The sequence below is a fragment of the Pseudomonas sp. G7(2022) genome (genome assembly GCF_052660475.1).
In genome coordinates this window covers 4199243-4225532 of sequence record NZ_CP109659.1, presented here as the reverse complement: position 1 = coordinate 4225532, position 26290 = coordinate 4199243, and the positions used below count along the sequence as shown (strand labels likewise).

Annotated in this window: 24 protein-coding genes; 15 read left to right on the top strand and 9 right to left on the bottom strand. The window is 58.4% G+C overall.

The features are described 5' to 3' along the window. Positions 1-48: 48 nt before the first annotated feature. Together tal and NE357_RS19205 are read right to left on the bottom strand one after the other, a co-directional pair. Entirely contained in the window at positions 49-975 is a 927-nt protein-coding gene (gene tal, locus NE357_RS19210; protein WP_169431199.1) for a transaldolase, read from the bottom strand. 191 nt (positions 976-1166) lie between these two features. Beyond that, positions 1167-2111 (bottom strand): glycosyl hydrolase family 5, encoded by a 945-nt coding sequence (locus tag NE357_RS19205; RefSeq protein WP_169431198.1) that lies wholly within the window; start codon positions 2109-2111, stop codon positions 1167-1169. Between the two features lie 291 nt (positions 2112-2402). On the opposite strand from NE357_RS19205, the gene NE357_RS19200 reads away from it, so the two are divergent. The 8 genes from NE357_RS19200 to NE357_RS19165 are packed head-to-tail and all read left to right on the top strand — an operon-like array spanning position 2403 to position 11885. Beyond that, positions 2403-2843, top strand: coding sequence for a low molecular weight protein-tyrosine-phosphatase (locus tag NE357_RS19200; protein ID WP_169431197.1), 441 nt, complete (start codon positions 2403-2405; stop codon positions 2841-2843). A gap of 38 nt (positions 2844-2881) precedes the next feature. Continuing rightward, on the top strand, positions 2882-5104 hold the full coding sequence (locus NE357_RS19195) for a polysaccharide biosynthesis tyrosine autokinase (RefSeq protein ID WP_169431196.1): 2223 nt from the start codon (positions 2882-2884) through the stop codon (positions 5102-5104). A 41-nt stretch (positions 5105-5145) separates the two neighbouring features. Next, on the top strand, positions 5146-6222 hold the full coding sequence (locus NE357_RS19190) for a glycosyltransferase (RefSeq protein ID WP_169431195.1): 1077 nt from the start codon (positions 5146-5148) through the stop codon (positions 6220-6222). Positions 6223-6236: 14 nt separating this feature from the next. After that, positions 6237-7349, top strand: coding sequence for a polysaccharide pyruvyl transferase family protein (locus NE357_RS19185; RefSeq protein ID WP_169431194.1), 1113 nt, complete (start codon positions 6237-6239; stop codon positions 7347-7349). Further along, positions 7346-8578, top strand: a complete 1233-nt coding sequence (locus tag NE357_RS19180; protein ID WP_169431193.1) for a phosphoribosylaminoimidazole carboxylase — start codon at positions 7346-7348, stop codon at positions 8576-8578. The genes NE357_RS19185 and NE357_RS19180 overlap by 4 nt, the downstream gene beginning before the upstream one ends. Then, positions 8569-9672 (top strand): hypothetical protein, encoded by a 1104-nt coding sequence (locus NE357_RS19175; RefSeq protein WP_169431192.1) that lies wholly within the window; start codon positions 8569-8571, stop codon positions 9670-9672. Before NE357_RS19180 ends, NE357_RS19175 begins: the two co-directional genes overlap by 10 nt. Before the next feature lie 12 nt (positions 9673-9684). Beyond that, positions 9685-10737 carry an acyltransferase family protein gene (locus NE357_RS19170; RefSeq protein WP_169431191.1) on the top strand — a complete coding sequence of 351 codons (1053 nt, stop codon included), beginning with the start codon at positions 9685-9687 and terminating at the stop codon, positions 10735-10737. Further along, positions 10737-11885: an SGNH/GDSL hydrolase family protein gene (locus NE357_RS19165; protein WP_169431190.1), complete on the top strand. Its 1149-nt coding sequence runs from the start codon at positions 10737-10739 to the stop codon at positions 11883-11885. The genes NE357_RS19170 and NE357_RS19165 overlap by 1 nt, the downstream gene beginning before the upstream one ends. Positions 11886-11888: 3 nt before the next feature. Here the strand turns inward: NE357_RS19165 and NE357_RS19160 are convergent, their stop codons facing one another. Together NE357_RS19160 and galU are read right to left on the bottom strand one after the other, a co-directional pair. After that, a complete protein-coding gene (locus tag NE357_RS19160) occupies positions 11889-12299 on the bottom strand; it encodes a mannose-1-phosphate guanylyltransferase (RefSeq protein WP_169431189.1) in 411 nt (136 codons plus the stop codon). A gap of 31 nt (positions 12300-12330) precedes the next feature. Next, complete coding sequence (gene galU / locus NE357_RS19155; protein WP_169431188.1) at positions 12331-13164, bottom strand: UTP--glucose-1-phosphate uridylyltransferase GalU; 834 nt, start codon at positions 13162-13164, stop codon at positions 12331-12333. Positions 13165-13543: 379 nt separating this feature from the next. Here galU and galE point away from each other — a divergent pair, with 379 nt between their 5' ends. The 6 genes from galE to NE357_RS19125 all read left to right on the top strand — a co-directional run bounded on the left by galE (position 13544) and on the right by NE357_RS19125 (position 19744). Then, positions 13544-14560, top strand: coding sequence for a UDP-glucose 4-epimerase GalE (galE, locus tag NE357_RS19150; RefSeq protein ID WP_169431187.1), 1017 nt, complete (start codon positions 13544-13546; stop codon positions 14558-14560). A 228-nt stretch (positions 14561-14788) separates the two neighbouring features. Next, a complete protein-coding gene (locus NE357_RS19145) occupies positions 14789-15025 on the top strand; it encodes a hypothetical protein (protein WP_003226528.1) in 237 nt (78 codons plus the stop codon). 143 nt (positions 15026-15168) lie between these two features. Continuing rightward, complete coding sequence (locus NE357_RS19140; RefSeq protein ID WP_207866927.1) at positions 15169-16230, top strand: polysaccharide biosynthesis/export family protein; 1062 nt, start codon at positions 15169-15171, stop codon at positions 16228-16230. 12 nt (positions 16231-16242) lie between these two features. Beyond that, positions 16243-16908 carry a YjbF family lipoprotein gene (locus NE357_RS19135; RefSeq protein ID WP_169431185.1) on the top strand — a complete coding sequence of 222 codons (666 nt, stop codon included), beginning with the start codon at positions 16243-16245 and terminating at the stop codon, positions 16906-16908. Further along, positions 16905-17669, top strand: a complete 765-nt coding sequence (locus tag NE357_RS19130; protein WP_169431184.1) for a capsule biosynthesis GfcC family protein — start codon at positions 16905-16907, stop codon at positions 17667-17669. Before NE357_RS19135 ends, NE357_RS19130 begins: the two co-directional genes overlap by 4 nt. Next, a complete protein-coding gene (locus tag NE357_RS19125) occupies positions 17666-19744 on the top strand; it encodes a YjbH domain-containing protein (RefSeq protein ID WP_169431183.1) in 2079 nt (692 codons plus the stop codon). The genes NE357_RS19130 and NE357_RS19125 overlap by 4 nt, the downstream gene beginning before the upstream one ends. Positions 19745-19922: 178 nt before the next feature. Here the strand turns inward: NE357_RS19125 and NE357_RS19120 are convergent, their stop codons facing one another. The 3 genes from NE357_RS19120 to NE357_RS19110 all read right to left on the bottom strand — a co-directional run bounded on the left by NE357_RS19120 (position 19923) and on the right by NE357_RS19110 (position 23375). Further along, the gene (locus NE357_RS19120; protein WP_169431182.1) at positions 19923-21317 is read right to left on the bottom strand and encodes an undecaprenyl-phosphate glucose phosphotransferase; all 1395 of its coding nucleotides are present in this window, start codon (positions 21315-21317) and stop codon (positions 19923-19925) included. 382 nt (positions 21318-21699) lie between these two features. Beyond that, complete coding sequence (locus NE357_RS19115; protein WP_169431181.1) at positions 21700-22344, bottom strand: winged helix-turn-helix domain-containing protein; 645 nt, start codon at positions 22342-22344, stop codon at positions 21700-21702. Positions 22345-22634: 290 nt separating this feature from the next. Further along, positions 22635-23375 carry a winged helix-turn-helix domain-containing protein gene (locus tag NE357_RS19110; protein ID WP_169431180.1) on the bottom strand — a complete coding sequence of 247 codons (741 nt, stop codon included), beginning with the start codon at positions 23373-23375 and terminating at the stop codon, positions 22635-22637. Positions 23376-23882: 507 nt separating this feature from the next. Between NE357_RS19110 and NE357_RS19105 the strand changes: the two genes are divergently transcribed. Continuing rightward, a complete protein-coding gene (locus NE357_RS19105) occupies positions 23883-24713 on the top strand; it encodes an undecaprenyl-diphosphate phosphatase (protein WP_169431179.1) in 831 nt (276 codons plus the stop codon). On the opposite strand, the gene NE357_RS19100 is transcribed toward NE357_RS19105, so the two are convergent. Both NE357_RS19100 and dusA read right to left on the bottom strand, forming a co-directional pair. After that, positions 24714-25094: a DUF2388 domain-containing protein gene (locus NE357_RS19100; RefSeq protein WP_249314323.1), complete on the bottom strand. Its 381-nt coding sequence runs from the start codon at positions 25092-25094 to the stop codon at positions 24714-24716. It lies immediately after the preceding gene. Between the two features lie 75 nt (positions 25095-25169). Next, positions 25170-26189, bottom strand: a complete 1020-nt coding sequence (dusA, locus tag NE357_RS19095) for a tRNA dihydrouridine(20/20a) synthase DusA (RefSeq protein WP_169431177.1) — start codon at positions 26187-26189, stop codon at positions 25170-25172. Positions 26190-26290 lie beyond the last annotated feature (101 nt).

Here is a 26290-nt window from a genome sequence, read left to right as displayed (position 1 = left end):
AGGGCGAACCTGTGAGGGTTCGCCCTTTTTGCGTTTGCCGTCAGCCCATTACAGCTTGGCTTGCAACAACGCCTCGAGCTTTTCCTGGTCACGGGCAAACTGACGGATGCCTTCAGCCAGTTTCTCGGTGGCCATCGCGTCTTCGTTGGACAACCAGCGGAATTGCGATTCGTTGAGGCTCAGACGAGCTTCGCCAGCGTGGCCCGGGGCCAGTTTGCGCTCCAGTTTGCCGGTGTCTGCCGCCAGTTTGTCGATCAGGTCCGGGCTGATGGTCAGGCGGTCGCAGCCGGCCAGTTGCTCGATCTGATTGAGGTTGCGGAAGCTCGCACCCATGACCACGGTCTTGTAGTCATTGGCCTTGTAGTAGTTGTAGATGCGCGTCACGGACTGCACGCCCGGATCGTCGGCGCCGGTGTAGTCGTTGCCGTTGGCTTTCTTGTACCAGTCGTAGATACGGCCCACGAACGGCGAGATCAGGAACACGCCGGCGTCGGCGCAAGCAGCGGCCTGAGCGAAGGAGAACAGCAGGGTCAGGTTGGTCTGGATGCCTTCCTTCTCGAGCACTTCGGCGGCGCGGATGCCTTCCCAGGTCGAAGCGATCTTGATCAGCACGCGGTCGCGACCGACGCCGGCCTTGTCGTACAGCTCGATCAGACGGTGCGCACGCTTGAGCATCGCGTCCTTGTCGAACGACAGGCGTGCATCCACCTCAGTGGAGATACGGCCCGGGATCACCTTGAGGATTTCCTGGCCGACCGCGACGCCGAAACGGTCGCTGGCCAGGCCGACATCGCCCTTGCAGTCGCTAACGGCGGCGTTCAGCAGCTCGGCGTAGGCCGGAATGGCCGCCGCCTTGAGCAGCAGGGAAGGGTTGGTGGTGGCGTCGACCGGCTTGACCCGGGCAATCGCTTCGAAGTCGCCGGTGTCGGCAACCACGGTGGTGAACTGTTTGAGTTGTTCCAGCTTGGAAGTCATGAGCGTGCTCTGTCCTATGGGTCTGAAGACATTACCCGAGCGCTGACAGCCACTCAAGGGCATGTGGGTGTATCGATAGCCCCGCGAGCAACAACCTGAAAACGGCTGTTTGAATGGGCGGGGCGCGGTATCGATCAATACGATGCCAAAAAGGACCACAGGTTCAAAGCAACTGACCCGTTGCGCAGCGGCTATTCGGCGTTGAGCTGGGTCGAGGCCGCCGTTTGTGCCGGTTTCGACTGTCCGTCGGAGGTCAGCAGGCCGAAATTCTTCTCCCGGTCGTTACTGCCCGACTCGCTGTTCTTCCATTCGTAAATCGACGTCAGCTGAATGCTGAGTTTTTTAACATCGGCGATGAACGCGCCGATTTTACTCGCTTGCCCTTCCGGCCCGCCGTTGGAGGCGAGTGCCGAAATGCCCCATTCACTGATGACGCCCGGCAAATGGAAGTTTTGCTGGATGAAGGTTTGCGCGTTACTGATCTGCGTCGCGGTCATGCCGTAAGGGTGATAGGAAATCGCATCCAGGCACTGCGGATAAGTGCCGAGAATGCTGTTGAGTGCCACGGTCGAAGCGGAGCCTGCCGTCGGCGGGCGGGCGAAACCGAATCCCACCAGGGGCGTCGATTGCGGTTTGCCCTGCAGCGTCTTGCACATGGCCGTCATGAACGGCACGAAGGTGTTTTTGAAGTCTCCGGTGGGCCAGTAGGTGTCGAGATCCGGCTCATTCCAGATTTCGATCCCCACCAGTTGCCCGCTCCAGGCTTGCTCAAGACCGGTCACCGCGTTGGCGAAGGCTTCACCGGCGGTTGCCAGGTCTCCGGTCAACGGTTTAGTGGCGCGCACGGTCATCAAGACCGGCAAGCCGGCGGATCGCGCCGCCGCGAACGCATCGCTGATCTGTTTCTGATAGGCCTTGGCGCCGAGGCTGTCGCTCCAGACGCCGAAGCGCACGAAACTGAATCCGGCCGCTTTGATCTGCTCGGCGTCGGTCGGGGTGAAGTTCTGGATCTTGACCTGAACGCCGATGGTTCTGGCGGGCAGTGACGGGAACAGCGCGCTGGCGTGAACCTGCGCGGTAGCACTGAGCATCAACAGGGCGGCGGCACCAAGATGTTTGAAATGTGCTGATTTCATGTCTGCTCTCCTGATGAGAATGACATCTAGCCAATAGTTATCTCGTTGCCTGTATTTCGATGACGAATAGGGCGCGAAGTGCACGAATGTTATTTTTTGTCGGAAAACGTTCGCCTGAAAATCACAGTTATTTTTAGTCCGGTAATTCTAGTTGGGGGACTTTTAGAGGCCGTGGTACTTAATGCATCGGTATTAACGGGTGAATCTATTTCCGAGTGAAGGAAGGTCTTGCGGGTTCATTCGAATTTGCAGGGCATGTTGGCCGATTGACATTACACGGGAAAGTAAACCTTGTTCAAAAAGATTCTTGTCGTTTGCGTAGGCAATATCTGCCGAAGTCCGACAGCGGAACTTCTGTTGCGCAATGCACTGACACCCTCGGCAATCAGCGTGACCTCCGCAGGCCTGTCTGCGCGGGTCGGCGAAGGCATGGAGTCGACCGCGCGCCAGGTTCTGGAAGACCGTGGGCACAGTGCCGAAGGGTTCAAGGCCCGGCAACTGACCGCCGACATCGTCAATGAGTCGGATCTGATTCTGGTCATGGAAAAAGAGCATGTAAAACAAGTACTGAAGATTGCCTCTCACGCCAGGGGCAAAGTGTTTCTTCTTGGCAAATGGCAAAGCGAGCGAGAAATACAGGATCCGTATCGTCAAGGGCAGGCCGCGTTTATTCATGCCCATGCATTGATTGAAGCTGCTGTCAGCTCATGGGCGCAACGCTTGGCGCGTTGATGAATATTCTTCAGATCAGTGAATGGTAAGAAAGACTTATGCAGTTACCGTCAGTAATCGGCACCCGTGAAAACGATCAAGACAGTATTGATCTACTCGGCATATTCGGCAGCCTGATCGATCAGAAATGGCTGATCGGCGCATTGACCGGTGCGTTCATGATGACCGGCGTTGCCTATGCGATTTTGGCCACGCCGGTGTATCTGGCCAACGCGTTGGTGCAGGTCGAACCGAAAAAGAACGACATGCTTGGCTTCTCCGATCTCAACAGCATGCTCGGCGGCCAGTCGCCGTCGGTGACCGAGATCGGCATCATCAAATCCCGCGCAGTGATCGGCAAGACCGTCGATGATCTGCGGCTGGACATCGACGTCACCCCCAACACCTTTCCGCTGATTGGCGGCTTTCTCTCCCGCCGCTATCGCGGTGAAACCGAACTCAGCGTCGCGCCGCCACGTTTCGGGCTGAGCAGCTACGCGTGGGGCGGGGAGCGCCTGGAGTTTGCCCGGCTCGATCTTCCTAAAGAACTGCTGGGCAAGAAACTCAGCCTGATCGCCGGCGAGCAACAGCACTTCCAGTTGTTCGACGACAACGACAACCTGCTGATCGAAGGCGTGGCCGGCGAACCCTTCGCGCAGGATGGGGTAGAAGGGCAGATCACGCATTTGCAGGCCAACTCCGGCACCCGTTTCGAAGTGGTGCGCTACCCACGAATCGTGACCATTCAGGGTTATCAGGACGCGCTGGATATTTCCGAGCAAGGCAAGGAGTCGGGGATCATCCGTCTGGCCCTGGCCAGCAGCGATGCCGCCGAGGCGGTGAAGATCCTCAACAAGATCGCCTCGCTGTACGTGGACCAGAACGTACGCCGTACCTCGGCCGAAGCGGCGCAGAGCCTGGCCTTCCTGCAAAGTCAGTTGCCCCAGGTCAAACGCGATCTGGCCAAGGCCAGTGATGCGCTCAATGCCTACCAGACCCACGGTAAAACCGTGAACATCTCCCTGGAAACCCAATCGGTGCTCGGTCAGTCCGTCGCGCTCGAAACGCGGATTTCCGAGCTGAAACTGCAACAGGCGGAGATGGATCGCAAGTTCACCAAGCAGCATCCCGCCTATCGCGCGTTGATGACTCAGATCGGTGAATTGACCCAGCAACAGCGGTCGCTGGAGGGCAAGGTCCAGGACCTGCCGGCCACGCAACAGGAATTGCTGAACCTGACCCGCGATGTCGAGGTCGCTTCGCAGATCTACACCCAGTTGCTGAACAAATCCCAGGAGCTGGACATCATCCGCGCCGGCGCCGTGGGTAACGTGCGTCTGGTGGATACGGCGGATGTCGATCTGACCAGCCCGGTCAAACCGAAAAAAGCCCTGATCGTGCTGATCGCGACCTTCCTCGGCGCCTTTGTCGGCGTGGCCCTGGTGCTGTTGCGCAAGTCGCTGAGCAAGGGCCTGGAAGGTCCGGAAGCCATCGAGCAGCTCGGCTTGCCGGTCTACGCGTCGATTCCCTACAGCGCCCTGCAACAGGAAGAGGACACCAAGAAAGTCCGCGCCAAAGTCACGACGGATACACCGGCCTATCTGCTGGCTCTGCGCAACCCGACGGACCTGTCCATCGAGTCGATCCGCAGCCTGCGCACCTGCCTGCATTTCGCGGCGCTGGATTCGACCAACAACCGCATCATGATTTCCGGCCCGAGCCCGCAGGTCGGCAAAACGTTCGTGTCTTCCAACCTCGCGGCGGTCATGGCCCAGAGCGGCCAGCGTGTGGTGCTGATCGATGCCGACATGCGCAAGGGGCATCTGCACAAGAGCCTGAACACGCCGATCACCAACGGCCTGTCGGATCTGCTGGTCAAGCGCTGCACCCTGGAGCAGGCGATCAACAAGGTCGAGGTCGACAACCTGCACTTCATCAGCCGTGGCCAGGTTCCGCCCAACCCTTCCGAGCTGCTGATGCACGCGAACTTCCGCGAACTGCTGGCAGAACTCAGCGAGCGCTACGACGTGGTGATCATCGACACGCCGCCGCTGTTGGCGGTGACCGATGCGGCGATTGTCGGCCGCGAGGCGGGCATCAGCCTGATCGTCGCGCGCTTCGGGGTGAACCCGGCCAAAGAGATCGAACTGACCATTCGCCGCTTCGCCCAGAACGGCATCGAGTTGAAGGGCGCGGTGTTCAACGGCGTCGAGAAGCGTGCGGCCAGCTATTACGGCAACGGCAGCTATTACAACTACGAATACGCGTCCGACCAGTCCTGAATCTCAGCGACGGTCCTTACAGGCATGAAAGTGGGTGGGTTGTGAAAAAAATACTGCACGTGGCGGAAACGATCAAAGGCGGGGTGGCGACGGTCATCCGCACGATTTCGGCGGCTCCGGAAGACGGGCGCTATGAGCTGGTGTATCTGGTCCCGCTCGACCAGAAGAAAGAACTGCACGGCATCGATGAACAGCAGATCCGCACCTTCGCCCGAAGCGGGCGGAATGTGCCGTCGCTGCTGCGTTTTGCCTGGCAACTGGCGCGGGTCCTGCTCAAGGAAAAACCCGATGTGGTGCATCTGCACAGCACCTTTTCCGGGGTCATCGGCCGTTGCGTCTGCGTGCTCCTGCGACCGTGGCGCAAGCCGAAAATCGTCTACTGCCCCCATGCGTTTTCGTTCCTGATGGAAAGCTCGCCGATCAAGCAGAAAGCTTATGCGTGGATCGAGCGGGTGCTGCAGAAGGTCACGGACAAGATCATCTGCGTCAGCCAGTTCGAATTGGACAAGGCCGCGAAGTTTGGCATCGAGCGCCAGCGCATGACGCTGATCTACAACGGCATCGATCACAAGGATGACGAACGCAAGATCGACAATCCGGCACCGATTCATCTGCTGTTCGTCGGTCGCCTCGACTACCAGAAAGGCTTCGACGTGTTGCTCAAGGCGTACACCGAAGCAAAGCGCAGCGACCTGAAACTGACGGTGGTGGGCAGCGCGGTGAACGAGGATGTCGTCGAGTGTCCGCCGCTGGATGGGGTGGAATACCTGCCCTGGGTGACGCCGACCGAGGTACACGCGCTGTATCAGAAAGCCGATGCGCTGATCGTCCCCAGTCGCTGGGAAGGCTTTGCCATGGTGCCGCTGGAAGGCATGGCGCTGGGCCTGCCGGTGATCGCCAGCGACTGCACGTCGTTGCCCGAACTGGTCACCCATGGCGTGTCCGGCTACGTGTTCCCCGCCGGTGACCACCAGGCGCTGGCCGATCGCCTGAAGAAAATCCAGAAGCCTGCGTTGTCGGCCCTGGGCATCGAAGGTCGGCGCATCGTCCGCGAGCGTTTCAGCGCCGCGTTGATGATCCGCCAGACCTACGACCTGTATTCCGCTCCCTCTTGTTAAGTAGAACTCCGCTCATGAACGTAACGATTTTGCATGGCTACAGTGCGTCCAATTCCGGTGATGGTCTGCTGGTCGATCTGGCCATCGCGCTGGTGCAGCGTAATTTTGGCGAGGACACCAGGATCAATGTCGTGGCCTCCGATCCGGACTCTTTCAAATACCTGCCGCACCCGCGCTTCGATGCGCCGGTCATGGCCGCGAAGGGGCTGGGCCGGGTCAAGCAGGCGGTGTTTCTCAACCGCTCCTACGCCGGCCTGGCGGATCTGCTGAAGAAAACCGATCTGATCGTCGGCGTCGGTGGCGGCTACATGCGCTCCAAAAGCGCCTTTGAGCACATCAAGCTGAAACTGGGGCATGCCAAGCAGCTGGAAACCGCGATTCTCAGCAAGATCCCCTCGGTGTATCTGCCGCAAAGCATCGGCCCGTTCCATGGCGACAGCGACAAGATCGTCGGCCACTACGCCAGCGCCGATGCGGTGTTCGTGCGCGATAACCGTTCCTCGGCGCTGTTCGATGCCTGTGAAAATGTCTACCGCGCACCGGACCTTGCGGTGCAGGCCCTGGCCGGCAAAATCCTGCAGCAACCCAAGTTCACCCGCTGCGCTTCGACACCGGCCACCGTGTGCGTGGTGCTGCGCAAGCCACCGGCGTGGAGCAAGGAAAAGAAGCTCGCCTACGTGGCCAATTTGAAGGTGCTGCTGCAGCGTTTGAAGAACAAAAGCAAAGTGGTCTGCGCGGTGCAGAGCGCTGTACGCGGCAACGATGACGGCGCGTTCTATCGCGAGCTGGGCATCACCGAAGACCTGCTGCCGTTGAAAGCGACGCTGGCCAAATACCAACCGGACCTGGTGATTTCCGTGCGCCTGCACGGGGCGATCGAATCGCTGCTGTCCGGCGTGCCGGCGTACCACATCAGCTACGAACGCAAAGGCTTCGGCGCCTATCAGGACATGGGCGTCGAGGACTGGGTCATCAACGGGGGTGACATCAATGTCGACACCATCATCGACACGGTCTACGCACCGAACGCACTGTCGAATTTCGGCAAGCGCCTGACCGATACCTGCCGCGAGATCGAAGCGAAAACCGTGGCCATGGACGACATCATCAAGGGCGTCATTCGATGATATTCCGCTTGTTGCTGCGGGGCGGAGCACTGGGCGCGAAGTTTCTGCTGGTGCTCGCCATCACCCATTACCTCGGGTACGAGGCGCTGGGTTTTTATGGCGTGGTAGTCGCCGCATCGTTGATCGCGTCGAAGTTCTACAGCGTCGGTTTCAGTTCCGAAATCAACCGGCTGATCAGCGTCGGCGGCAGTTCGAAGCGAGTCGTCGACAAGGTTCTGCTGCTGTACCTGGCCGTGGGTCTGGTGCTGTCGGTGGTGACGGTGCTGATCTACTCACTGTTCCAGCAGGTCGAAGCGACGGCGGCATTGATCGCCTGCGTGACGCTGGTACTGCTGACCGAGCACCTGTCGTTCGAGATCAACTCGTTCGTGTTTTCCGCGCAGAAAGCCACGGCGGGGGCGCTGCTGTTCTTCGTCAAGACCGGCCTCTGGGCACTGCTGGCCGTGGGCGGAATGATGCTCGGCCGGGTGTCCGCAATTGCCAGCGTGCTGTGGTTGTGGGTCATCGCCAACGTGCTGGTGATCGTCGCCGGTTACCTGATCATGGTGAGCGTCCATCGTGGGCGCGAAGAGGGCACGCTGGCGACGGCGGCCGTGTGGAAAGCCGGATTGCCGTTCTACCTGGGCACCGGCCTGATCGCGCTGAGTCAGTACGCCGAGCGCTTTCTGATCATCGACCTCGAACCCTACGCCAGTCTCGGTAAATACGTGTACGCGTGGTCGGCGGCCAACACCTTGCAGGCGTTGTCCTATGCGGTGGTGGCGGTGGTCGGTATTCCGGTGCTCGCCAAGCGTTACCAGGCCGATCAGCAACCGTTCACCGTCAAGCAGTTGTTCGTGAACAAATGGGTCGCGCGTTCGCTGGTGGTGTCGGCGGCGGTCGCGGTGGCGATTTATCTGTTCTTCAATATCGTGCTCGATTATGTCGGCGCAGCGGTGCCGCGTCCGGACAACGGGATTCTTGGCGTGCTGATCTTTTCCTTCGCCCTGCGTGCCATCGGCGACATCGTCTGGGGCGGGTTGATCGCGTCGAAAAACAGCCGGGTATCCCTCGCCAGCTCGGCCATTTGCCTGCTGATTTCGGTGCCGGTCAGCTATGTGTTGATCAAGCACTGGTCCATCTACGGCGCAGCCTGGGGCAACGTCTTCGCAATCATCGTGCAGCTCGCCGTGATCGCGCTGCTGACTCGTGCGACGCGAGCAAAAAAGGCTGTCGTGTCATGGGCCTGAAACTGCCGTGCATCGAGTTTCGCGGCAAGAAACTCGACTCGTCACTGTCGTTCCTGATCCTGTTCACCGGGCTGTTTCTGTCAGTGGCCATGCCGCTGCTGGTCCCCCGGGATCCGGGGCCGGATGCGATGACCCTGTGGTCGTCCTATGCCCGGGCCGACAATTGCAATTTCTGGAATCCGTTCTCGCCGGATCGCTCGTCCTACGAGTGTTCGGCGTTCCTGCTGCGGCCCACCGGGATCAACCTGACCAACGCCTGGGCCTACGGAATGTTCTGCAATTTTTTCCTCACGGCGATTCCGGTGGTGGTGTTCCGGCGCATGCCGCTGGCGATTTTCGGGACTCTGTGTCTGTGGGGTGTGGTGCGCTCGTTCTTCCTGGAGAACCTGACCAAGGAAATCATCGTGTCGGTGGCGGTGCTGAGCATTCTGTTCAGCTCGCTGTCGCGCAAGTATCGCGGCGGATTTTTCCTGTCGGCGGTGATCTATGGCGTGCTGATCCGGCCCTACTGGATTCTGTTTTCCCTGTCCTGGGTCGGCGTCTGCGTGATGAAGAAGTATGTGTCGCGCACGACCTTCTTTCTGATGCTGTTCCTGTTTTATCTGGCGGTGGCCATGGCGATTCAACTGGCGTTGGGCTTTCCGGTGTCGTCGATTCGCGCCAGCAACAACGAACTGCGCACCGCGGGCGAAGAGGGGTCCAAATCGCTGATCGTCTCGTGGCTCAGCGGCAGCGACTTTGTTTCGCAGGCACTGGACTCGATGATCATCTTCTTCCGCTTGTCGTTCCCCGTGGAGCTGATCCTGCTGTCCGGGCCGGGTCAGGTGATCTTCGTGGCGTTGATGATCATGACCGCGTTGCTGCTGTTCAAAGTGATCACCTCGACCGATTACAAAGGCGCGCCGATCCAGACCAAACCCAAGGAGCTGATCGCGATTCCCTTGGCGTTTCTGCTGGTTCAAGGCTTGTTCGAACCCGACTTCGGCTCGTTCGCCCGGCACTTTTCCATGGTGGTGCCGGTGTTGTTCGTGGGCCTGGGGTTGATGTTGCGGGCGAACAAACCGGTGCGGGTCGAATCCAGAATTCTGAATTGAGGCAGGTGCTTTATGTCGAGCAAGAAAAAGTCCCTGGAGATCGAAACCCTGCGCGGCCTGGCGTGCCTGCTGCTGGTGCTCTATCACGTGATCGGTCCGCTGGGCGGCGGTTTGAAGATCGATATCGGCTCACCGTTCCGGGTGATCGCCGATTCGATGGTGTACGTGCGCATGCCGCTGTTCACCTTCATCTCGGGCTACATCTATTCCATCTACAAGATTCGCGGCAATGACTTTTCGGCGTTCTTCACCGGCAAGGTGCGGCGCTTGATCGTGCCGCTGTTTTGCGTGGGTGTGCCGTTCTCGGTGTTGCAGGCGGTAGGCCCCGGTGTGAACAAGGACGTCAGCGTGATCGATGCCTTGCTGGCGTTTTATGTGCCGGTGAACCACTTCTGGTTCCTGCAGGCGGTGTTCATCATCTTCATGTTTGTCGGCCTGCTGGAATGGCGTGGTTGGCTGCGTTCGGCGACGCGTCTGTACCTGCTGTTCGCGTTCTCCGCCGCGGTGTTTCTGCTGCCGCCGTTCAAGTTCGATGCGTTCGGCATCAACGGTGCGACTTATCTGTTGCCGTTCTTTGTGGCCGGGATGATCGGCCAGGAAAATGTCAGCACGCTGAAGCAGCGGTTCAAAGTGCTCGGCCCGTTAGTGTTCGTGCTGATTTCCGTGACGCTGTTGTACATCGCGGCGCTGGATCGCGAGCTGATCATCGATCGTCGCAGCCTGATCGGCCTGACGGTGGGTTGTGTGTCCTGCTTTGCGCTGCTGTCGAGCGACATGCGCTCGAAGGCGCTGACCTGGCTCGGTGGTTACTCTTACGCGATTTTCCTGTTTCATGTGTTGTTCGCCGCGACATCGCGCTCGGTGCTCGGACGTCTGGGCATCAAGGACGAAAGCGTGCTGGTGTTCTGTGGCGTGGCGTGCGGCTTGCTCGGGCCGGTGCTGCTGTCGACGATCTTCAGCCGGTTCAACTTCACTTCGGTGCTGTTTTTGGGCGAGCGCGCAGCGGCGAAAAAACCGCTGGCGGATGTCTCCCCGGTGCAGGTCTCGGCTAAAGGAAGCGCTTGATGGTTGCAGTAGATGACGCAGCGCCGGTCGCGGTGTCGGTGGTCGAAGTCGGTGACGCCCGCCAGCGGTTTGCCCAGTGGCGCGAAGGCAAGGCCGGGAAGGTGTTGTCGGTCTCGGTGATCGGCGACAGCTACAGCGCCGGGCAGGATTTCTATCTGAACAAACTGGTGCAGCGGCTGGTCGGGGAGGTCGGTTTTGCCGGTCCCGGTTACGTCGGTTTCAACCACGGCGCGGCGTTGGGCGGCAGCCATTTCAAATACACCCGCAGCAGCGAAAAATACTTCGGCGGCGACTGGCGGGTGTCCGGCCTCGGACAGCCTAGTCCCGACAGCCGCACGGAGACGGGACGGCCCGGTGCATGGCTGCAGGTCGATGCGCATCCGAGCGAAGCGATAAACACTGCCGTCACCCAGGCAAAGTTACTTTATCTGGGGGATGGCGAATCCAGTGAACTTCGCTATCGCTGGTCGCCCTCGGCGAACTGGCAGCCGCTGAATCTCACCGGCGCGGGCGTTCAGGAAGTCCCGTTACCGGGCACGTCCGCTGCCACGGACTGGTCGTTCAGGCTGGAAGTGGTGAAAGGTGCGCCCACCCTGTTCGGCCTGTGGATGAGCAACGACCAGGCCGGTTTGCGGGTGTCGAAACTGGCCGCGTCGGGGGCAGCGTCCGGTGATTTCTATCATGCCGACGGTCAGTGGCAGGCGCAGTGGAAAGCGGTGGTGTCGAAGATTCCGGCGGATATCTACCTGATCATGCTCGGTGGCAACGACCAGGGTTTTGGTGTGAAGCCCGAGCAGTACCTGAAGAATGTCCAGGGGCTGGTCGCAATGATCCGCGAGATTCAGCCGGCAGCGAGCGTCAACCTGATCATGCGCCAGGACACCACGCGTTCCAGTGCCTATCCGATGTCGGCGTATGCGCAAGTGCTGGAGCCCTGGGCCCGCGAGCAGCATCTGGGTTACGCCAACCTGCAATGCGCGTTCGGTACGGACGTCAAACGTTATGCGGCGGCGATGATCGGCCCGGACAGAATTCATCCGGTGCCGGCCACGGGCGGGAAGGTGATTGCCGATTACTTCTATCGGATGATCGTCGGCGGCAACCACGGGGCAACGCCGCAGGAGGCTTGCGGCGCTGCCTCACAGTAGGTCTCAGTCCTTGTCGAAACCTTCGAGCTGACCCAAAAGCTCCGCTGTCTTTTGCGGCATCAATTGCGTCAGGCAACGGGTTTCCACATTGATGATGATCGCCGGTTCGTTGCAGCAGATGCGCACGCGGAATCGCCAGTCGCTGAAAATCACTTTCAGGCCGTCGCGGTCATCGACCTCCAGCGCCTGTTCGCTGTAAATCCGTTTCAGATGGGCGAGCAGGGGATAGGGATCGCGCAGCGGTCGGCGAATGTCCCCGGACGATGGAAACATGCCGATCCGCTCCACCAGCAGAATGGTCCCCAGCCAGGATTCATTGGCGCTGGGCAACGGCTGGTGACGAGACAGCCAGCTCATCACCCCGAGGCTGTCCACCTCCCGTTCAATGTCTGTCGAATGTTGTGCAATGTTCATGGTTGCCTCGTCGGAGATGCGCGGGCGCCTGTCAGCGGCCTTTGAGGTAGACGTTTTCGTAGCAGAAGTTGGTCGCCTGCAGGTAACCCTCGGCGTCACCGCAGTCAAAGCGCAGGCCCTTGAATTTGTAGGCCAGCACGCAACCGTTCTGCGCCTGTTTCATCAGGGCGTCGGTGATCTGGATTTCCCCGCCCTTGCCGGGCTCGGTGTCGGCGATCAGGTCGAAGATGTCGGGCGTCAGGATGTAGCGGCCAATGATCGCCAGGTTGGACGGAGCGTCCTGCGGCGCGGGTTTTTCCACCATGTGGTTGACCCGGTAGATGCCCTCGGAAATCGCCTCGCCGGCAATCACACCGTACTTGTGGGTCTGGTCCCGCGGGACTTCCTGGATGGCCACGATCGAGCAGCGGAATTTCTTGTAGAGCTGGATCATCTGCGTGAGTACGCCGTCACCTTCCAGGTTCAGGCACAGGTCGTCGGCCAGGACCACGGCGAAGGGCTCGTCGCCGATCAACGGGCGGCCGCTGAGAATCGCGTGGCCCAGACCTTTCATTTCCACCTGACGGGTGTAGGAGAAGGTGCAGGTGTCGATCAGTTCGCGAGTGCCGGCCAGGAACTTCTCTTTTTCGGTGCCGCGAATCTGGTGTTCGAGTTCGTAGCTGATGTCGAAATGGTCTTCCAGTGCACGCTTGCCCCGGCCAGTGACGATTGCCATGTGCTGCAGGCCGGCGTCCCGTGCTTCTTCAACGGCGTATTCGATCAACGGCTTGTTGACGATCGGCAGCATCTCTTTTGGCATGGCTTTGGTGGCCGGCAAGAAACGCGTGCCGTAGCCGGCCGCGGGGAACAAACATTTACGAATCATAGAAGTTTCCTGGACATTCATGGCATACAGCCATCGGTTACATTGCAATAAAGAAAGTTGCAAGTTGATGAAGCTGTACTTTAATACCTGAGTCAGGTTGTCAGTGACAATGTTAGCTTAGTGTAAAAGAGGATAATGTTATTAGATGTCGACTTGATAAATAACAGTTATTTTTAGTCGGTATCTGTCGATAGTGGTGAAAGTGCGGGAGTGCTAATAAGTACCGGGCAATACAGTTTGGCCTTTAAAAATATTGTTGGCCAGCGATGGAACTGTTTTTGTCCTGGATTGTTGTCGCCTTGTTTGTGTGAAGCAAGACACACATTAAACAAATGAGGCTTGACACGTTGGCAGGCATTCTCCCACTACGGACCGCGCTATGAAGATTCTGGTAACCGGTGGCGCCGGATATATTGGCTCGCACACCACACTCGCATTGCTTGAAGCAGGTCATGAAGTTGTCGTTCTGGATAATCTTTGCAACAGCAGCGATGCGGCATTGCATGCGATAGAAGCCATTTGCGGTAAAAGTGCGCTGATGATTCGCGGCGATGTGTGTGACCGGGCGTTGCTGGACCGGATATTCCAGCAGCACTCGATCGACGCCGTGCTGCACTTTGCCGGGCTCAAGGCCGTGGGCGAAAGCGTACGCAAGCCGCTCGAGTATTACGAAACCAACGTCAGTGGCAGCATCACGCTGTGCCAGGCAATGGCAGCGGCGGGGGTTTTCCGTCTGGTGTTCAGCTCTTCGGCCACGGTCTATGGCGAGCCTGAGCAGATGCCGATCCGCGAGGATTTCCCCACCGGCATCCCCACCAACCCCTATGGCCAGTCCAAGCTGATCGTCGAAAACGTGCTGCGCGACCTGGCCCTGGCCGAGCCGCGCTGGAGCATCGCGCTGCTGCGCTACTTCAACCCGATCGGCGCCCACGACAGCGGCCACATGGGCGAAGACCCGAGTGGCATCCCCAATAACCTGGTGCCTTACATCAGTCGCGTAGCGGTCGGCAGCCTGCAAGAGTTATCGATCTTCGGCAACGACTACCCCACGGTCGACGGCACCGGCGTGCGTGATTACATCCATGTCGTGGATCTGGCAGACGGGCACCTGAAAGCGTTGCAGGCCATCGACGGGCGTACCGGCATTCACACCTGGAACCTCGGCACCGGCGCCGGTTACAGCGTGATGCAAGTGCTGCGGGCCTTCGAGCAGGCATGTGGAAAACCCGTGCCTTTTCGGGTGATGCCACGGCGTTCGGGGGATATTGCCGAGAGTTGGGCCGACGCTTCCAAAGCGGAAAAAGAACTGGGCTGGAAAGCCACCCGCAACTTGCAGGACATGGTCACCGATAGCTGGCGATGGCAATCGAATCACCCCAGAGGCTATCTGGAGTGATGGCCTTTTAGTCCGATGTTATTTTCGGTCAGGTTGTTAGATATCGTCGGGAAATTACACTGGCAATGCCTTTTGCAAGTCCGTAGATATAAACCTGCCGTTCGACTTTTATCAGTTGCGTATGACTGTGAAAGAACGACGGATCTTGTTCGCGCTTTTTGCGACTTGAACTCTACCACCTCTAACGGAACACCCGATGTACCGGTGCAATGTTAGAAAGGAGTTGATATGAAAAAAGTGATGGCGATTGCCTTGTTGACGATGTTGAGCAACTGGGCATCCGCAGCTGAAGCACCGCTTACTGCGGTGACCAATGTATCTGGCAGTGTCGCGGCTTCTACAGCGCCTGCTGCCAGTACTGCAATGGTTGCCAGTGCCGTAGCGGCGTCCAACAGTGGTGGAAGTGCCAACGGCGGTACAACGGGTACCACCGGTACCACGGGTACAACCGGCACGCACAACTAACTGAAGTAACTGTTGGTGCAGTACAGGGTCGCCCGACGAAAGTCGGGTGACTTTGTTTTGGATTCGCCCTTGAATAGCGTAGTGCCATTATGACTCGTAGTTTTTCTCTTTTAATGCTGGCAAGTCTCGCTCTGCAAGGTTGCATGTTTTCCCCCGGTCAACACCTGAACACCTTTGGCATCACCCGCCAGGGTGCCAGTGAAAGCAGCCGGGTCGAGTTGATTCCGATCACACCCAAGCTGATTTCCATGAACCGGGCCACGCAGAAGCGCGAGTCGGTTCCAACGGAACTGCTGGCGACGCCGGCCGAGTACCGCATCGGCAACAACGACGTGCTGTACATCACCGTGTGGGATCACCCCGAGCTGACCGCGCCGTCGGGCGCGCAGCAGCAGATCGACGCCAACGGCCGTCTGGTGCGCTCCGACGGCACGCTGTATTACCCGTACATCAAGGAAGTCCAGGCCGCCGGCCGGACCATCCAGCAACTGCGCGACGACATCGAACAACGGCTGTCGGCGTTCATCGCCGAGCCGCAAGTGGATGTCGCCGTGCTGCGTTTCGCCAGCCAGAAAGTCGTGGTCACCGGTGCGGTCGCCAAGGCTGGCCCGCAGGCGATTTCCACCAACCCGCTGAGCGTGGTCGAAGCCCTCGGTTCGGCGGGCATCGACACCAACAATGCCGACCTGTCCGGGTTGTTGCTGACGCGCAACGGGCGGGTCTATCCGCTGAATCTGGATACCCTCAATCAACAGGATTCCGAGTTGCAGAACGTCTACCTCCAGGGTGGCGACAAGCTGTATCTGCCGTACAACGACAACAAGCGCATCTACGTGATGGGCGAGGTCAACCAGCCGCGCGCGCTGAGCTTCAAGACGGCGACGATGAATCTCTCCGACGTGCTTGGATCGGTCGGCGGCTTGAGCCAGACCACCGCCAATGGCAACGCCGTGTACGTCATTCGCGGGGTGGAAAACCTCGATGTGGAGCCGGCCAAAATCTATCAACTGGAAGCTGAATCGCCCACCGCCATGGTCCTTGCCACGCACTTCGAAGTGCGCCCCCAGGACGTCGTTTATGTAGGGCCTGCCAACGTGACTCGCTGGAACCGTCTGATCAGCCAGTTGGTGCCGTCGGCATCGATTGTCGGTACCGGTGCTTCCGCTGCGAAGAACTGGAGCGAATTCACCAACAACAGCAAATAAGGCCCGCCGACTTTGAAAATCCTGAATGTTGGCGTCTGCCTGATGGCGGCCTTGTTGCTGTGTGGCTGTAATCCGCTGATGGTTGCCTCGGTGACCAACCTCAAGTCGGCGATGGTCGGTCCGGATGACATCGACGTAACGCCGGCCCAGGTGGCCGACGTCAATTATCCGCAACTCAAACTCACCACGCCGTCCGGTTCCGGTGTGCTGGCGCTAGTGCGCAAGCGCGATGACCTGCAGTTCTGGGTGGCGTCCGGCAAGCAGGTCCTGCTGCTGCGCGACGGTCTTGCGGTGCGCAGCATCGGCCTGGGCGTGGAGGGCGATCTGGACGGCACGCGGTTGTCCGATGCGTCGCCGTTCAAGCGCGGCCTGCAAAACGTTACCGATGGCCAGACCAGCCAGCGCTGGATCGATCTCTACAAAGGCCAGGAAGTCGGCTTGATCGTCAACAGCCGCTTCACCCGAAAATCCATGGAAACCCTGAATATCCTGAACAAGGACTACGCCGTGCTGCGTGTCGATGAACGTATCGACGTCCCGGCCATCGGCCTGCGGGCGACCAATCGTTATTGGGTCGATCCGGTGGACGGTTTCATTGTGCAGAGCGAGCAGCAACTGACCTCGCAACTGCGGGTGAAGATCGTGCAGCTGACCCCTGATCGCAGGCATCTGCCATGAAGCGCTTGAGGGTTCTGTCGGCGTGTTTGATGTTGTTCGCCGGCGCAAGTCAGGCGGCGGTCACCGTCAGCGGCGATGTCGCCAACCCCGGGCCGGTGGAGTTGCCGCCCGGTGGCCGATTGACCGATGTCATCAGCGAGGCTGTGCCCAACGCCGAGGGTTACTGGCTGGCGGGTGCGCTGCTGCGACAGTCGTTGCTGGAAGAGCAGACCCGGCTCAAGGTCGGCGTGCTGTTTGACCTGGACGTGTTGCAGCGCATGGCCGATCTGTTCGATCGACCGAGCCGAAAAGCGTTGGCGGTGCGCATGGCGGAGGACGTGCGGCAGATGCCGGTCACCGGGCGCCAGATCGCGGATCTGGACCCGGTGGCGCTGGAAGTCGGCTTCGCCCGCAACATTCGCCTGGATGACGGCGATCGCCTGATCTACCCGCGACGGGTCGATGAAGTCGAAGTGCTCGGCGCGGTCGCCGGCACCTGCCGACTGCCTTATCAGCCGTTGCTCGAGGCCCGTGAATACCTCAGCCGCTGCGTGCTGCTGGAGGACGATGCCGACGCTGATTACCTGTGGCTGATCCAGCCCAACGGTGTTACGCGGCGCGTCGGCATTGCTCACTGGAATCGTGAGAGCGGGCAGTTCCCCGTCGCCGGCAGCAAGATTCTGGTGCCGTTGAAAAGCGATGATCTGGATCCGCCTGTCCCTGAACTGAATCAGCAGTTGGCCGAATTTATTGCCACGCAGTTGGCTGAGGTGGTTCGTTGAATTTGCGTTTTGCAGCTGTGTTGTTATTGCCGTGCGGCCTGGTCCATGCCGAGCCGCGTATTACCCAGGGCGATTTCGGTGGCACCGGTCTGTTGCAGACGCCCACCGCACGCATGTCTCCGGCCGGTGAGTTGAGCGTCAACGCCAACCGCACCGAGCCTTACAGCCGCTACAGCGTTTCGTTGCAACCGCTGGACTGGCTCGAAGGTTCGTTTCGCTACACCGCCATCACCAACCGCCCGTACGGCCCTGAGTCGATGAGCGGCAACCAGAGCTACAAGGACAAGGCGGTCGACGTCAAAGTCCGGCTCTGGGAGGAATCACACTGGGCGCCCGACATCGCTCTGGGCTTCCGAGACGTCGGCGGTACGGGTTTGTTCGCCAGTGAATTCCTGGTGGCCAACAAGCGCTTCGACAACCTGGATTTCAGTGCCGGCATTGCCTGGGGCTACATCGGCAATCGCGGCGATATCGACAACCCGCTTGGCTATCTCGATGATCGCTTCAAGACCCGGCCGGCGATGGAAGGCACCGGTGACGTCAACGCCGGTTCGTACTTTCGCGGCCAGCCCTCGTTCTTCGGCGGCGTGAGTTACCAGACGCCCTGGGACCGGCTGAGCCTGAAACTCGAATACGAAGGCAACGATTACAAGCACGAACCCAAGGACAACGTGATCAAGCAGGACTCGCCGATCAACCTTGGCGCGGTGTTCAAGGTGACGGACTCCCTCGACGTGAGCGCCGCGTGGGAGCGGGGCAACACGGCGATGTTCGGCGTTACCTTCCACACCAACTTTGTCAGCCGCAAGGCGCCGGCCAAGAATTTCGATCCGCTTCCGGAGCCGCTGCCGGCGAAGGCGCCGACCACCTCGATGGATCAGGTCGATTGGGCCAACGTGTCGCAGCGCCTGCAACAGAATGCGGGCTACCGGGTCGAGCGCATCGCCCAGCGTGATTCCGAGCTGATCGTGTACGGCGAGCAGCAGCGCTACTTTCATTCGGCCAAAGCGGTGGGCCGTGCGAGCCGGGTGCTGGACAACAGCGTCAACGCCGACATCGACTGGTTCACCCTGGTGAACAAGCGCTACGACCTGCCGCTGGAAGAAACCAGCGTGCCGCGCCAGACCTTCCGCGAAGTGATCAACAACGAGGAACCGCTGCAAGCGTTGCACCGCACCACCGAGGTCAACCCGGCGATGCCGCACAATGAGAAGACGCTCTACACCCAGCCGCTGCAGCACTTCAGTTATGGCGCCGGTCTGGGCTTCAAGCAGAACGTCGGCGGTCCGGATGGTTTGCTCTATCAGTTCAGTGCAGACCTGGACGCCGAGTTCCGCTTCAACCGCAACACCTGGTGGAGCGGCATGCTCAGCCAGAACCTGACGAACAACTTCGACAAGTTCAAATACGACGCCCCCAGCGGCTTGCCGCGTGTGCGTACGGACCTGCGTCAGTACCTGACCACGTCCGACACCACCATGCCGTTGTTTCAGGTCAGCCACGCCGAGCAACTGGACAAGGATCTGTATGGCATGGTCTACGGCGGTTATCTGGAGTCGATGTTCGCCGGTGTCGGCGGCGAGGTGCTGTTCCGTCCGACCGGCGAGCGCTGGGCGATCGGTGCGGACCTGAACTACGTGCGTCAGCGCGAATTCGACCAGGGTTTCGGCCTGCGGGACTACTCGGTGCTGACCGGCCACATCACCGGTTACACCGACCTGCCTTATGAAACGCTGGCGGCGGTCAGCGTCGGCCGTTATCTGGCGGGCGACTTCGGTGGCACGCTGGATATCTCCCGGGAGTTTTCCAACGGCGTGCGTTTCGGTGCCTGGGCGACCATCACCACGGCGGGCAGTACGGAATACGGCGAGGGTAGCTTCGACAAGGGCATCTATCTGTCGATTCCGTTCGACGAAATGATGAGCATGTCGACCATGCGCCGGGCCAACCTGGTCTGGGCGCCGCTGACCCGTGACGGTGGTGCGCGGCTCAGTCGCAGCTTCCAGCTGCACTCCATGACCGATAGCCGTGAAGACGACATGTTCTATCGCAACTTCGGGAAGATTACCGAGTAAGTCCGCGAGCCTGCGGCAACAAGCAGGCTCCGGGCGGTGATCAGGCGAAGGCGTCGGCCCTGTCGACATCCATATTGACCGATTCACCGAAATCCCCAGCCAGTCCAACCCCCAAATCCGGCCCACAAAAAAGGGGACTTTCGTCCCCTTGCGGTCTTGCCTTGTGAAGCTCTGCGTCTCAGTAAATATCCTTCGACAGCAGGGTAAACGGCGTCTTCACCAGAATCTTCACATCCAGCCACAGCGACCAGTTGTTGATGTACTTGAGGTCGATCTCGACACGCTTTTCCATCTTGTCGAGGGTGTCGGTCTCGCCACGGCAACCGCTGATCTGTGCCAGGCCAGTAATGCCCGGTTTGATTCGGTGGCGGGCCATGTAGGCGAGGATTTTCCCCGAGTAGTAGTTGTTGTGCGCCACGGCATGCGGGCGCGGGCCGACGAGCGCCATATGACCTTGCAACACGTTGAACAGTTGCGGCAGTTCATCCAGCGACGTGCGGCGGATAAAGCGCCCGACGGCGGTGATGCGCGAGTCGTTACGGCTGGCCTGCTTGACGTCGCGATCATCGTGGACGCGCATCGAGCGGAACTTCCAGACCTGAATCACCTTGCCGTTCCAGCCATGGCGATCCTGCTTGAAGAACACCGGGCCTGGCGAGCTGAGCTTCACCGCCAACGAGATCAGCAGCAGCACCGGGCTCAACAGGATGATGGCCAGCAGCGCGACACTTTTCTCCATCAGGCTCTTGCTCAGGGCGGCGGTCGGGCGGCTGGTCAGCGGACTTTCATTGAGGTAGATCGCCGGCAGGCCGTCCACGACTTTTACCGAGTGATTGAGCAGCGTCAGGCTGTTCAGGTCCGGCACCCAGACCACGTCGACGTTGGCATCCAGCAGATCGACATACATCGCCTCGATCTTCGCCGCTTCGGACAGCGACAGCGTGATGTAGAGACGACGGATGTCGTGGCGTTTGATCAGCTCCAGAAGGTTTTCCTGATCGCCGACCACGCGTGGAGCGTCTGCGTCCAGAGCGGGCAGGGTGCCGTTGCTGACCAGACCTACCAACGGCAGGTTTTCGTGTTCGCTGAGCTTCTTCGCCAGGCCCAGGGCCAGTTCGCCGGTGCCGACGATCAGGGTCTTGTGCTCGCTTTTGCGTGAGCGCTGGTAGTACTTCGAAAACGCGTGCAGCGGGGCATACAGCAGCGCCTGACCGAGGAAACCGTACACCGCCCAGTCAAGGATCACCTGACGGGAAAACAGCTCGTCGGCCTTGCAGATAAACGCGATGAACGTCAGTCCGGCCATGGTCATCGACCAGCCCATCAGCAGCCGTCCCAGTCCGGTCAGGTAGTTGTCGCGTTTTCGGTAGGCGCCGCTGAAGGTGTAGGCCGGAACCGAAGCCAACACGGCCAGCATGGTGCACATCCGGTAATAGAACTCGACCGTTCCCGTGTGCTGCTCAGCCAATATAAACAACAGTGAAACAATAAAGCACTGTGCCAGTGCCCATTGGCCCCAGAAGGTAAGTCCCTTGAGGCCGGTGTTTCGGTTGATACGTAGAGTGAGATCCATATGCGATATCCCCAAAAGACTTCCATTCAGGTTTCGACAGTTGAAATCCGAGTTGTCAAACAGACTTGTTTTTGTTGTAGGTGCCGGTGTCTTGAGGGAACAACATCGGTATGCCGAACTGTCGTCAGTGAATAGACTAAGTTATTGGAGAAGATGCTGTCTGACGAGTTCTAACAAGATGGCAAAGTGCCAATCAATTGTATTGGGAAATAATCGAACGTTAGAAAAGGTCAAAGGGCAAAGGGTGAACAAACAATAATGTGTTTGCTATCGTAGGAAGGGTGAGGAGGGAGGCATTAGCGAAAAGGAGGTTCAAACAAGCAAAGTGCTTTTTTATTTTTGTTATTGCACTTGCTTCGATTTCTGGATGTGCAGGCTGTGCTTAGGCAACCACTTCCTGGATCAGGCAATAACCACGATTGCGCACGGCACGAAACAGTCGTTCACCATTGCTGGCACTTTTGAACTTGTCTTGAAGACGGCTCAGGCACATTTCCAGTCCGCGATATTGTTCCGGTTCCCGGCCGATGCTGAGGATCAGTTCGTCACGACTGACGACGCGTTCTTCATGGTGCAGCATCTTTCTGACCAGTGCGGTTTCAAGGCCGGTAAGGCTGATCTCGACACCTTCTTTGACGAGTGCGCCCTGATCATTGTCCAGATGCCAGGCTTCTGTGCAGGGAACATTGCCTTCAATGGAACCGGTATCTTCTATTACCGGCGAGTTCTGGGATGAGTTCACCGATTGTGCTGCCAGCCACTCGGATTCGAGTGTGGCCAATATGCGCTGTGTATCATGTTCAATACTGCGAGCGACGCTTTTCCTTGTGCCGCGTGGGTAAGTGAACTCCATGAGCGTGGGAGTGGAAGAGGGCGAAGCAACACCTTCAACAAACATTTGTGCCCGGGACGTACCGAACGAATTGAAACGTTCACTGGAGAGGATGCTCTCGAGTTCACGTTGCGACGCTGAGTTATTGGTCACGACAACAAAATATTTTCTTGGGAGGGTTGTACTGGTTTCCATGTCTCTCTCCTGAATAACGCACCAAATTTGGCTAAAAGGTAATCGGCAGACGAGTTATAACGCGCTCGGAATAATCGACAGGCAGGGTCTGGGCCCAATTATGGCCCGCGACAAGTTCCACTGGGTCTGCTTTTAGAGTAATGATTTATTGTTATGTTTAAGTGTTGCAGCGCTCATTCAATTGACAGCTTTTTATTGGATGGATATTGCAAATAAAGCGGTGAGACCGTGGATTGTTGAAGCGTTGCATCAGACGTTCCCTCGTATGCTGCAATGGTGATTTCCCTGATTCAGGCGGTTGAGATCAACCCCCTCATCAGACGGTAGCCATACCCGCGAATGCTCTGTATGGCGTTCGTACCGTACACGTCCTTGATTTTCCCACGCAAGCGGCTGATGGATTTTTCCAGCGCGCGAGGGTCGTAGAAATGCGTGTTGAGCCCCATGATGCCGGCAATTTCGTCATGGCTGAGAATGTGATTGCTGGTTTGCGAGAACGCTTCCAGGATCTTCATCTCGGCAAAGGAAATGTCCAGTTTCTTGCTGGTGTCGGAGAGGCAGATACGGGTCGGGTCCAGTATCAGATCAATATCACGCAGCCATTCTTCACTGCTGAAGAAATCCCCCAGCAACTCGCCACCTTCTTCGGAAAGGGTATTGAGCTTGATACAGAAGTCTGCGCCGGCAAGATGGTATTTGATCTTGTTATGGGCGCCGCGACCGGTAATCACCGCACAAATGATTGGCTTCAAGTTCTCGGTGCGCAGGTTCTCCACCAGCGCCAGATTGTCTTCCAGTGCTTGCGGAGTATCGATGACGATGAAAATGGCGCGATAGGCGCCTTGATATTCGTTTGGCTGATATGAACTAGTGAAAGAGTCGGCTTCCAGTGCCAGACCGGACTGCACATGCTGGGCGATTAGCGTTTTGAAGTGTTCGGCCACAGCACGGGTACGCGCCAGGGCAAGAACACCTGGCGCGTCGTTTGTCTGGTGCGAGCTTCTAGTCGCTAAGTTCCCTGTAAGCATCATGCCTTGACTCGAAAAAGTGCGGACATCGGGATGTTAAAGCACCGGTTCTCATCTGTGACTGACAATTGGTAACATTCGCGCGATTTTTAGACGTGGCTCCCGAGTTTTTTAACAATAATTAAGCTTTTCAAGCTTTTAGTTGATTTTCTCGGAGTGCTGAACTAACGAAACGAACGTCGTTAGATAGTGGCGATGTGCAATGGTGCCACTATTTTGTAATTATGGCGACCGATTTTTATGTCCTATGGCCAGTATGGTTCGTCGCCAGAATCATGGGGAGTGTGAGGTGGGTCACATTTTAAGGGGTGAAGGTTATTTTTGCCACTAAGTGAACAAGTTCACAGACGGACGATTATTAACATGGCTTGAGTGTGTCTTTTGATAAGACCTATTCTCCGTCACCGAATCGGGCAAGGGGCGTTGATCTGCCAATTGTTTAATTTCAGATACCCAATGCCTGAGTGCAGTTGACCGGGCGCTCTTCAAGAGCGTTCTGACGGAGGATTAATGGATTTACTGACCTTGTTCAAGGTGTTGGTTTTAGGGGCGGTAGAAGGTCTCACCGAGTTCTTGCCCATCTCCAGTACGGGCCACCAGATTATCGTTGCCGACTTGCTCGATTTCGGTGGCGAACGCGCCATGGCGTTCAACATTATTATTCAACTGGGTGCCATTCTGGCCGTGGTCTGGGAGTTCCGTCCGAAGATCTTCGAGATCGTCAAAGGCCTGCCGACCCAACGCACTGCACAACGATTCACCGTTAATCTGCTGATCGCATTCTTTCCGGCAGTGATTCTCGGCGTGTTATTCGCCGACGCCATTCATCATTACCTGTTCAACCCGATCACCGTGGCGGTCGCACTGGTGGTGGGCGGTATCGTGATGTTGTGGGCCGAACGGCGCAAACACGTGGTGAGCGTCGAACATGTCGACGACATGGTCTGGTCCGACGCGCTGAAGATCGGTTGCGTACAGTGCCTGGCGATGATTCCCGGCACCTCGCGCTCCGGCTCCACCATTATCGGCGGCTTGCTGTTCGGCCTGTCGCGCAAGGCTGCCACGGAGTTCTCGTTCTTCCTGGCAATGCCGACCATGGTCGGTGCGGCGGTGTATTCCGGCTACAAGTACCGCGACCTGTTTCAGGCAGGCGACCTGCCGGTCTTCGCCCTGGGCTTCGTCACCGCATTCGTGTTCGCGATGATCGCCGTACGCGGCTTGCTCAAGTTCATCGCGAACCACAGCTACGCCGCGTTCGCCTGGTACCGGATCGCGTTTGGTTTGCTGATCCTGGCGACGTGGATGTTTGGCTGGGTGAACTGGACAGAAGCGGCGGCCTGATCACTGACTGCTGATCAGCGCGGCGATGGCGAGGTCACTCAACTCCGTATCAGGCAATTCCTGACGAAAACGCTGCAAGGCCGAGCTGAAATACGCGGCTTGCAGCATGCCGTCGCTGGCGAGGAAATAACGTGCCGCTTCTCTTTCCTCTACCGAATACACACGTTTTTTCAGTCCGGAAATGTCCGACATCCCGTCGACCGTGACCATCGTCGTCGTGAAAACCAGAAAACCAGACATCTGGGTCGATTGAAAAGGGCCATCTCCCCCCTCACCGCATCCCTTCGCGAAATCGCAGGAGGCGTAGGCGTTGGCATAGAGAGTCGAGAGTAAAGCGAGGAGGGTGAAACGCTTGAATAAAACGCGGCTGAAGGCGGGCATAACCAAAAGACATCCTGTCAGTACAACAAAACACCGGGCAACGCTCATTCGTTGCCCGCACGCTCAACGCATCGATCAACGACCCGCCAGCAACTCCGCCGCCTGATCCAGCAACGCCAGCGGATCCTTGGCCTTGTGAATATCCACCGACAACAACTGCCGAAACTTGCGCGCCCCCGGGAACCCGGTGCCCAGGCCCAGCACATGGCGCGTGATGTGATGCATCGCCCCGCCTGCGGCTAGATGCGCGGCAATATAAGGTCGCAACTGCGCCAAGGCCTCGGCCCGGGTGATCACCGGCGCCGAACTGCCGAACAACTGCTGATCCACCTCGGCCAGCAAGTAAGGATTGTGATAAGCCTCACGGCCCAGCATCACACCGTCAAAGGTCTGCAAATGCTCATGGCAGGCCTCCATCGTCTTGATCCCGCCGTTCAGAATGAACTCCAGCTCCGGAAAATCCGCCTTCAACCGCGCCGCCACGTCATAACGCAGCGGCGGAATGTCACGGTTCTCCTTCGGCGACAACCCCTCCAGAATCGCAATCCGCGCATGCACCGTAAAACTGGTGCACCCGGCATCCCGTACCGTGCCGACGAAATCACACAGCTCTTCGTAGCTGTCCCGCCCATTGATCCCGATCCGATGCTTCACCGTCACCGGAATCGACACCGCATCACGCATCGCCTTCACACAATCCGCCACCAACTGCGGATGCCCCATCAGGCACGCACCGATCATATTGTTCTGCACCCGATCACTCGGGCAGCCAACGTTCAGATTCACCTCGTCGTAACCGTGCTCCTGCGCCATGCGTGCGCACGCGCCCAGGTCCAGCGGAACACTACCGCCCAGTTGCAGAGCCAACGGGTGCTCGGCTTCGTTGTGACGGAGGAAACGTTCGTGATCGCCGTTGAGCAGCGCGCCGGTGGTGACCATTTCGGTGTAGAGCAGGGCGTTTTTCGACAGCAGGCGTAGGAAGTACCGGCAGTGACGGTCAGTCCAATCCATCATCGGTGCCACACTGAAGCGGCGAGACGGCTCGGAATGGGTATGGCTAGTGTTTACAGGCGCTTCAGGTTTTTCGAAATTCATTGATACTGATCTTTTATACAGCGGTTTTTACCCATTTTTCCTTGTTTTCTGAAGTCGGTTGCTACAATGTAGCAAGCGAATTCGGCAATGTAGCAACTGGA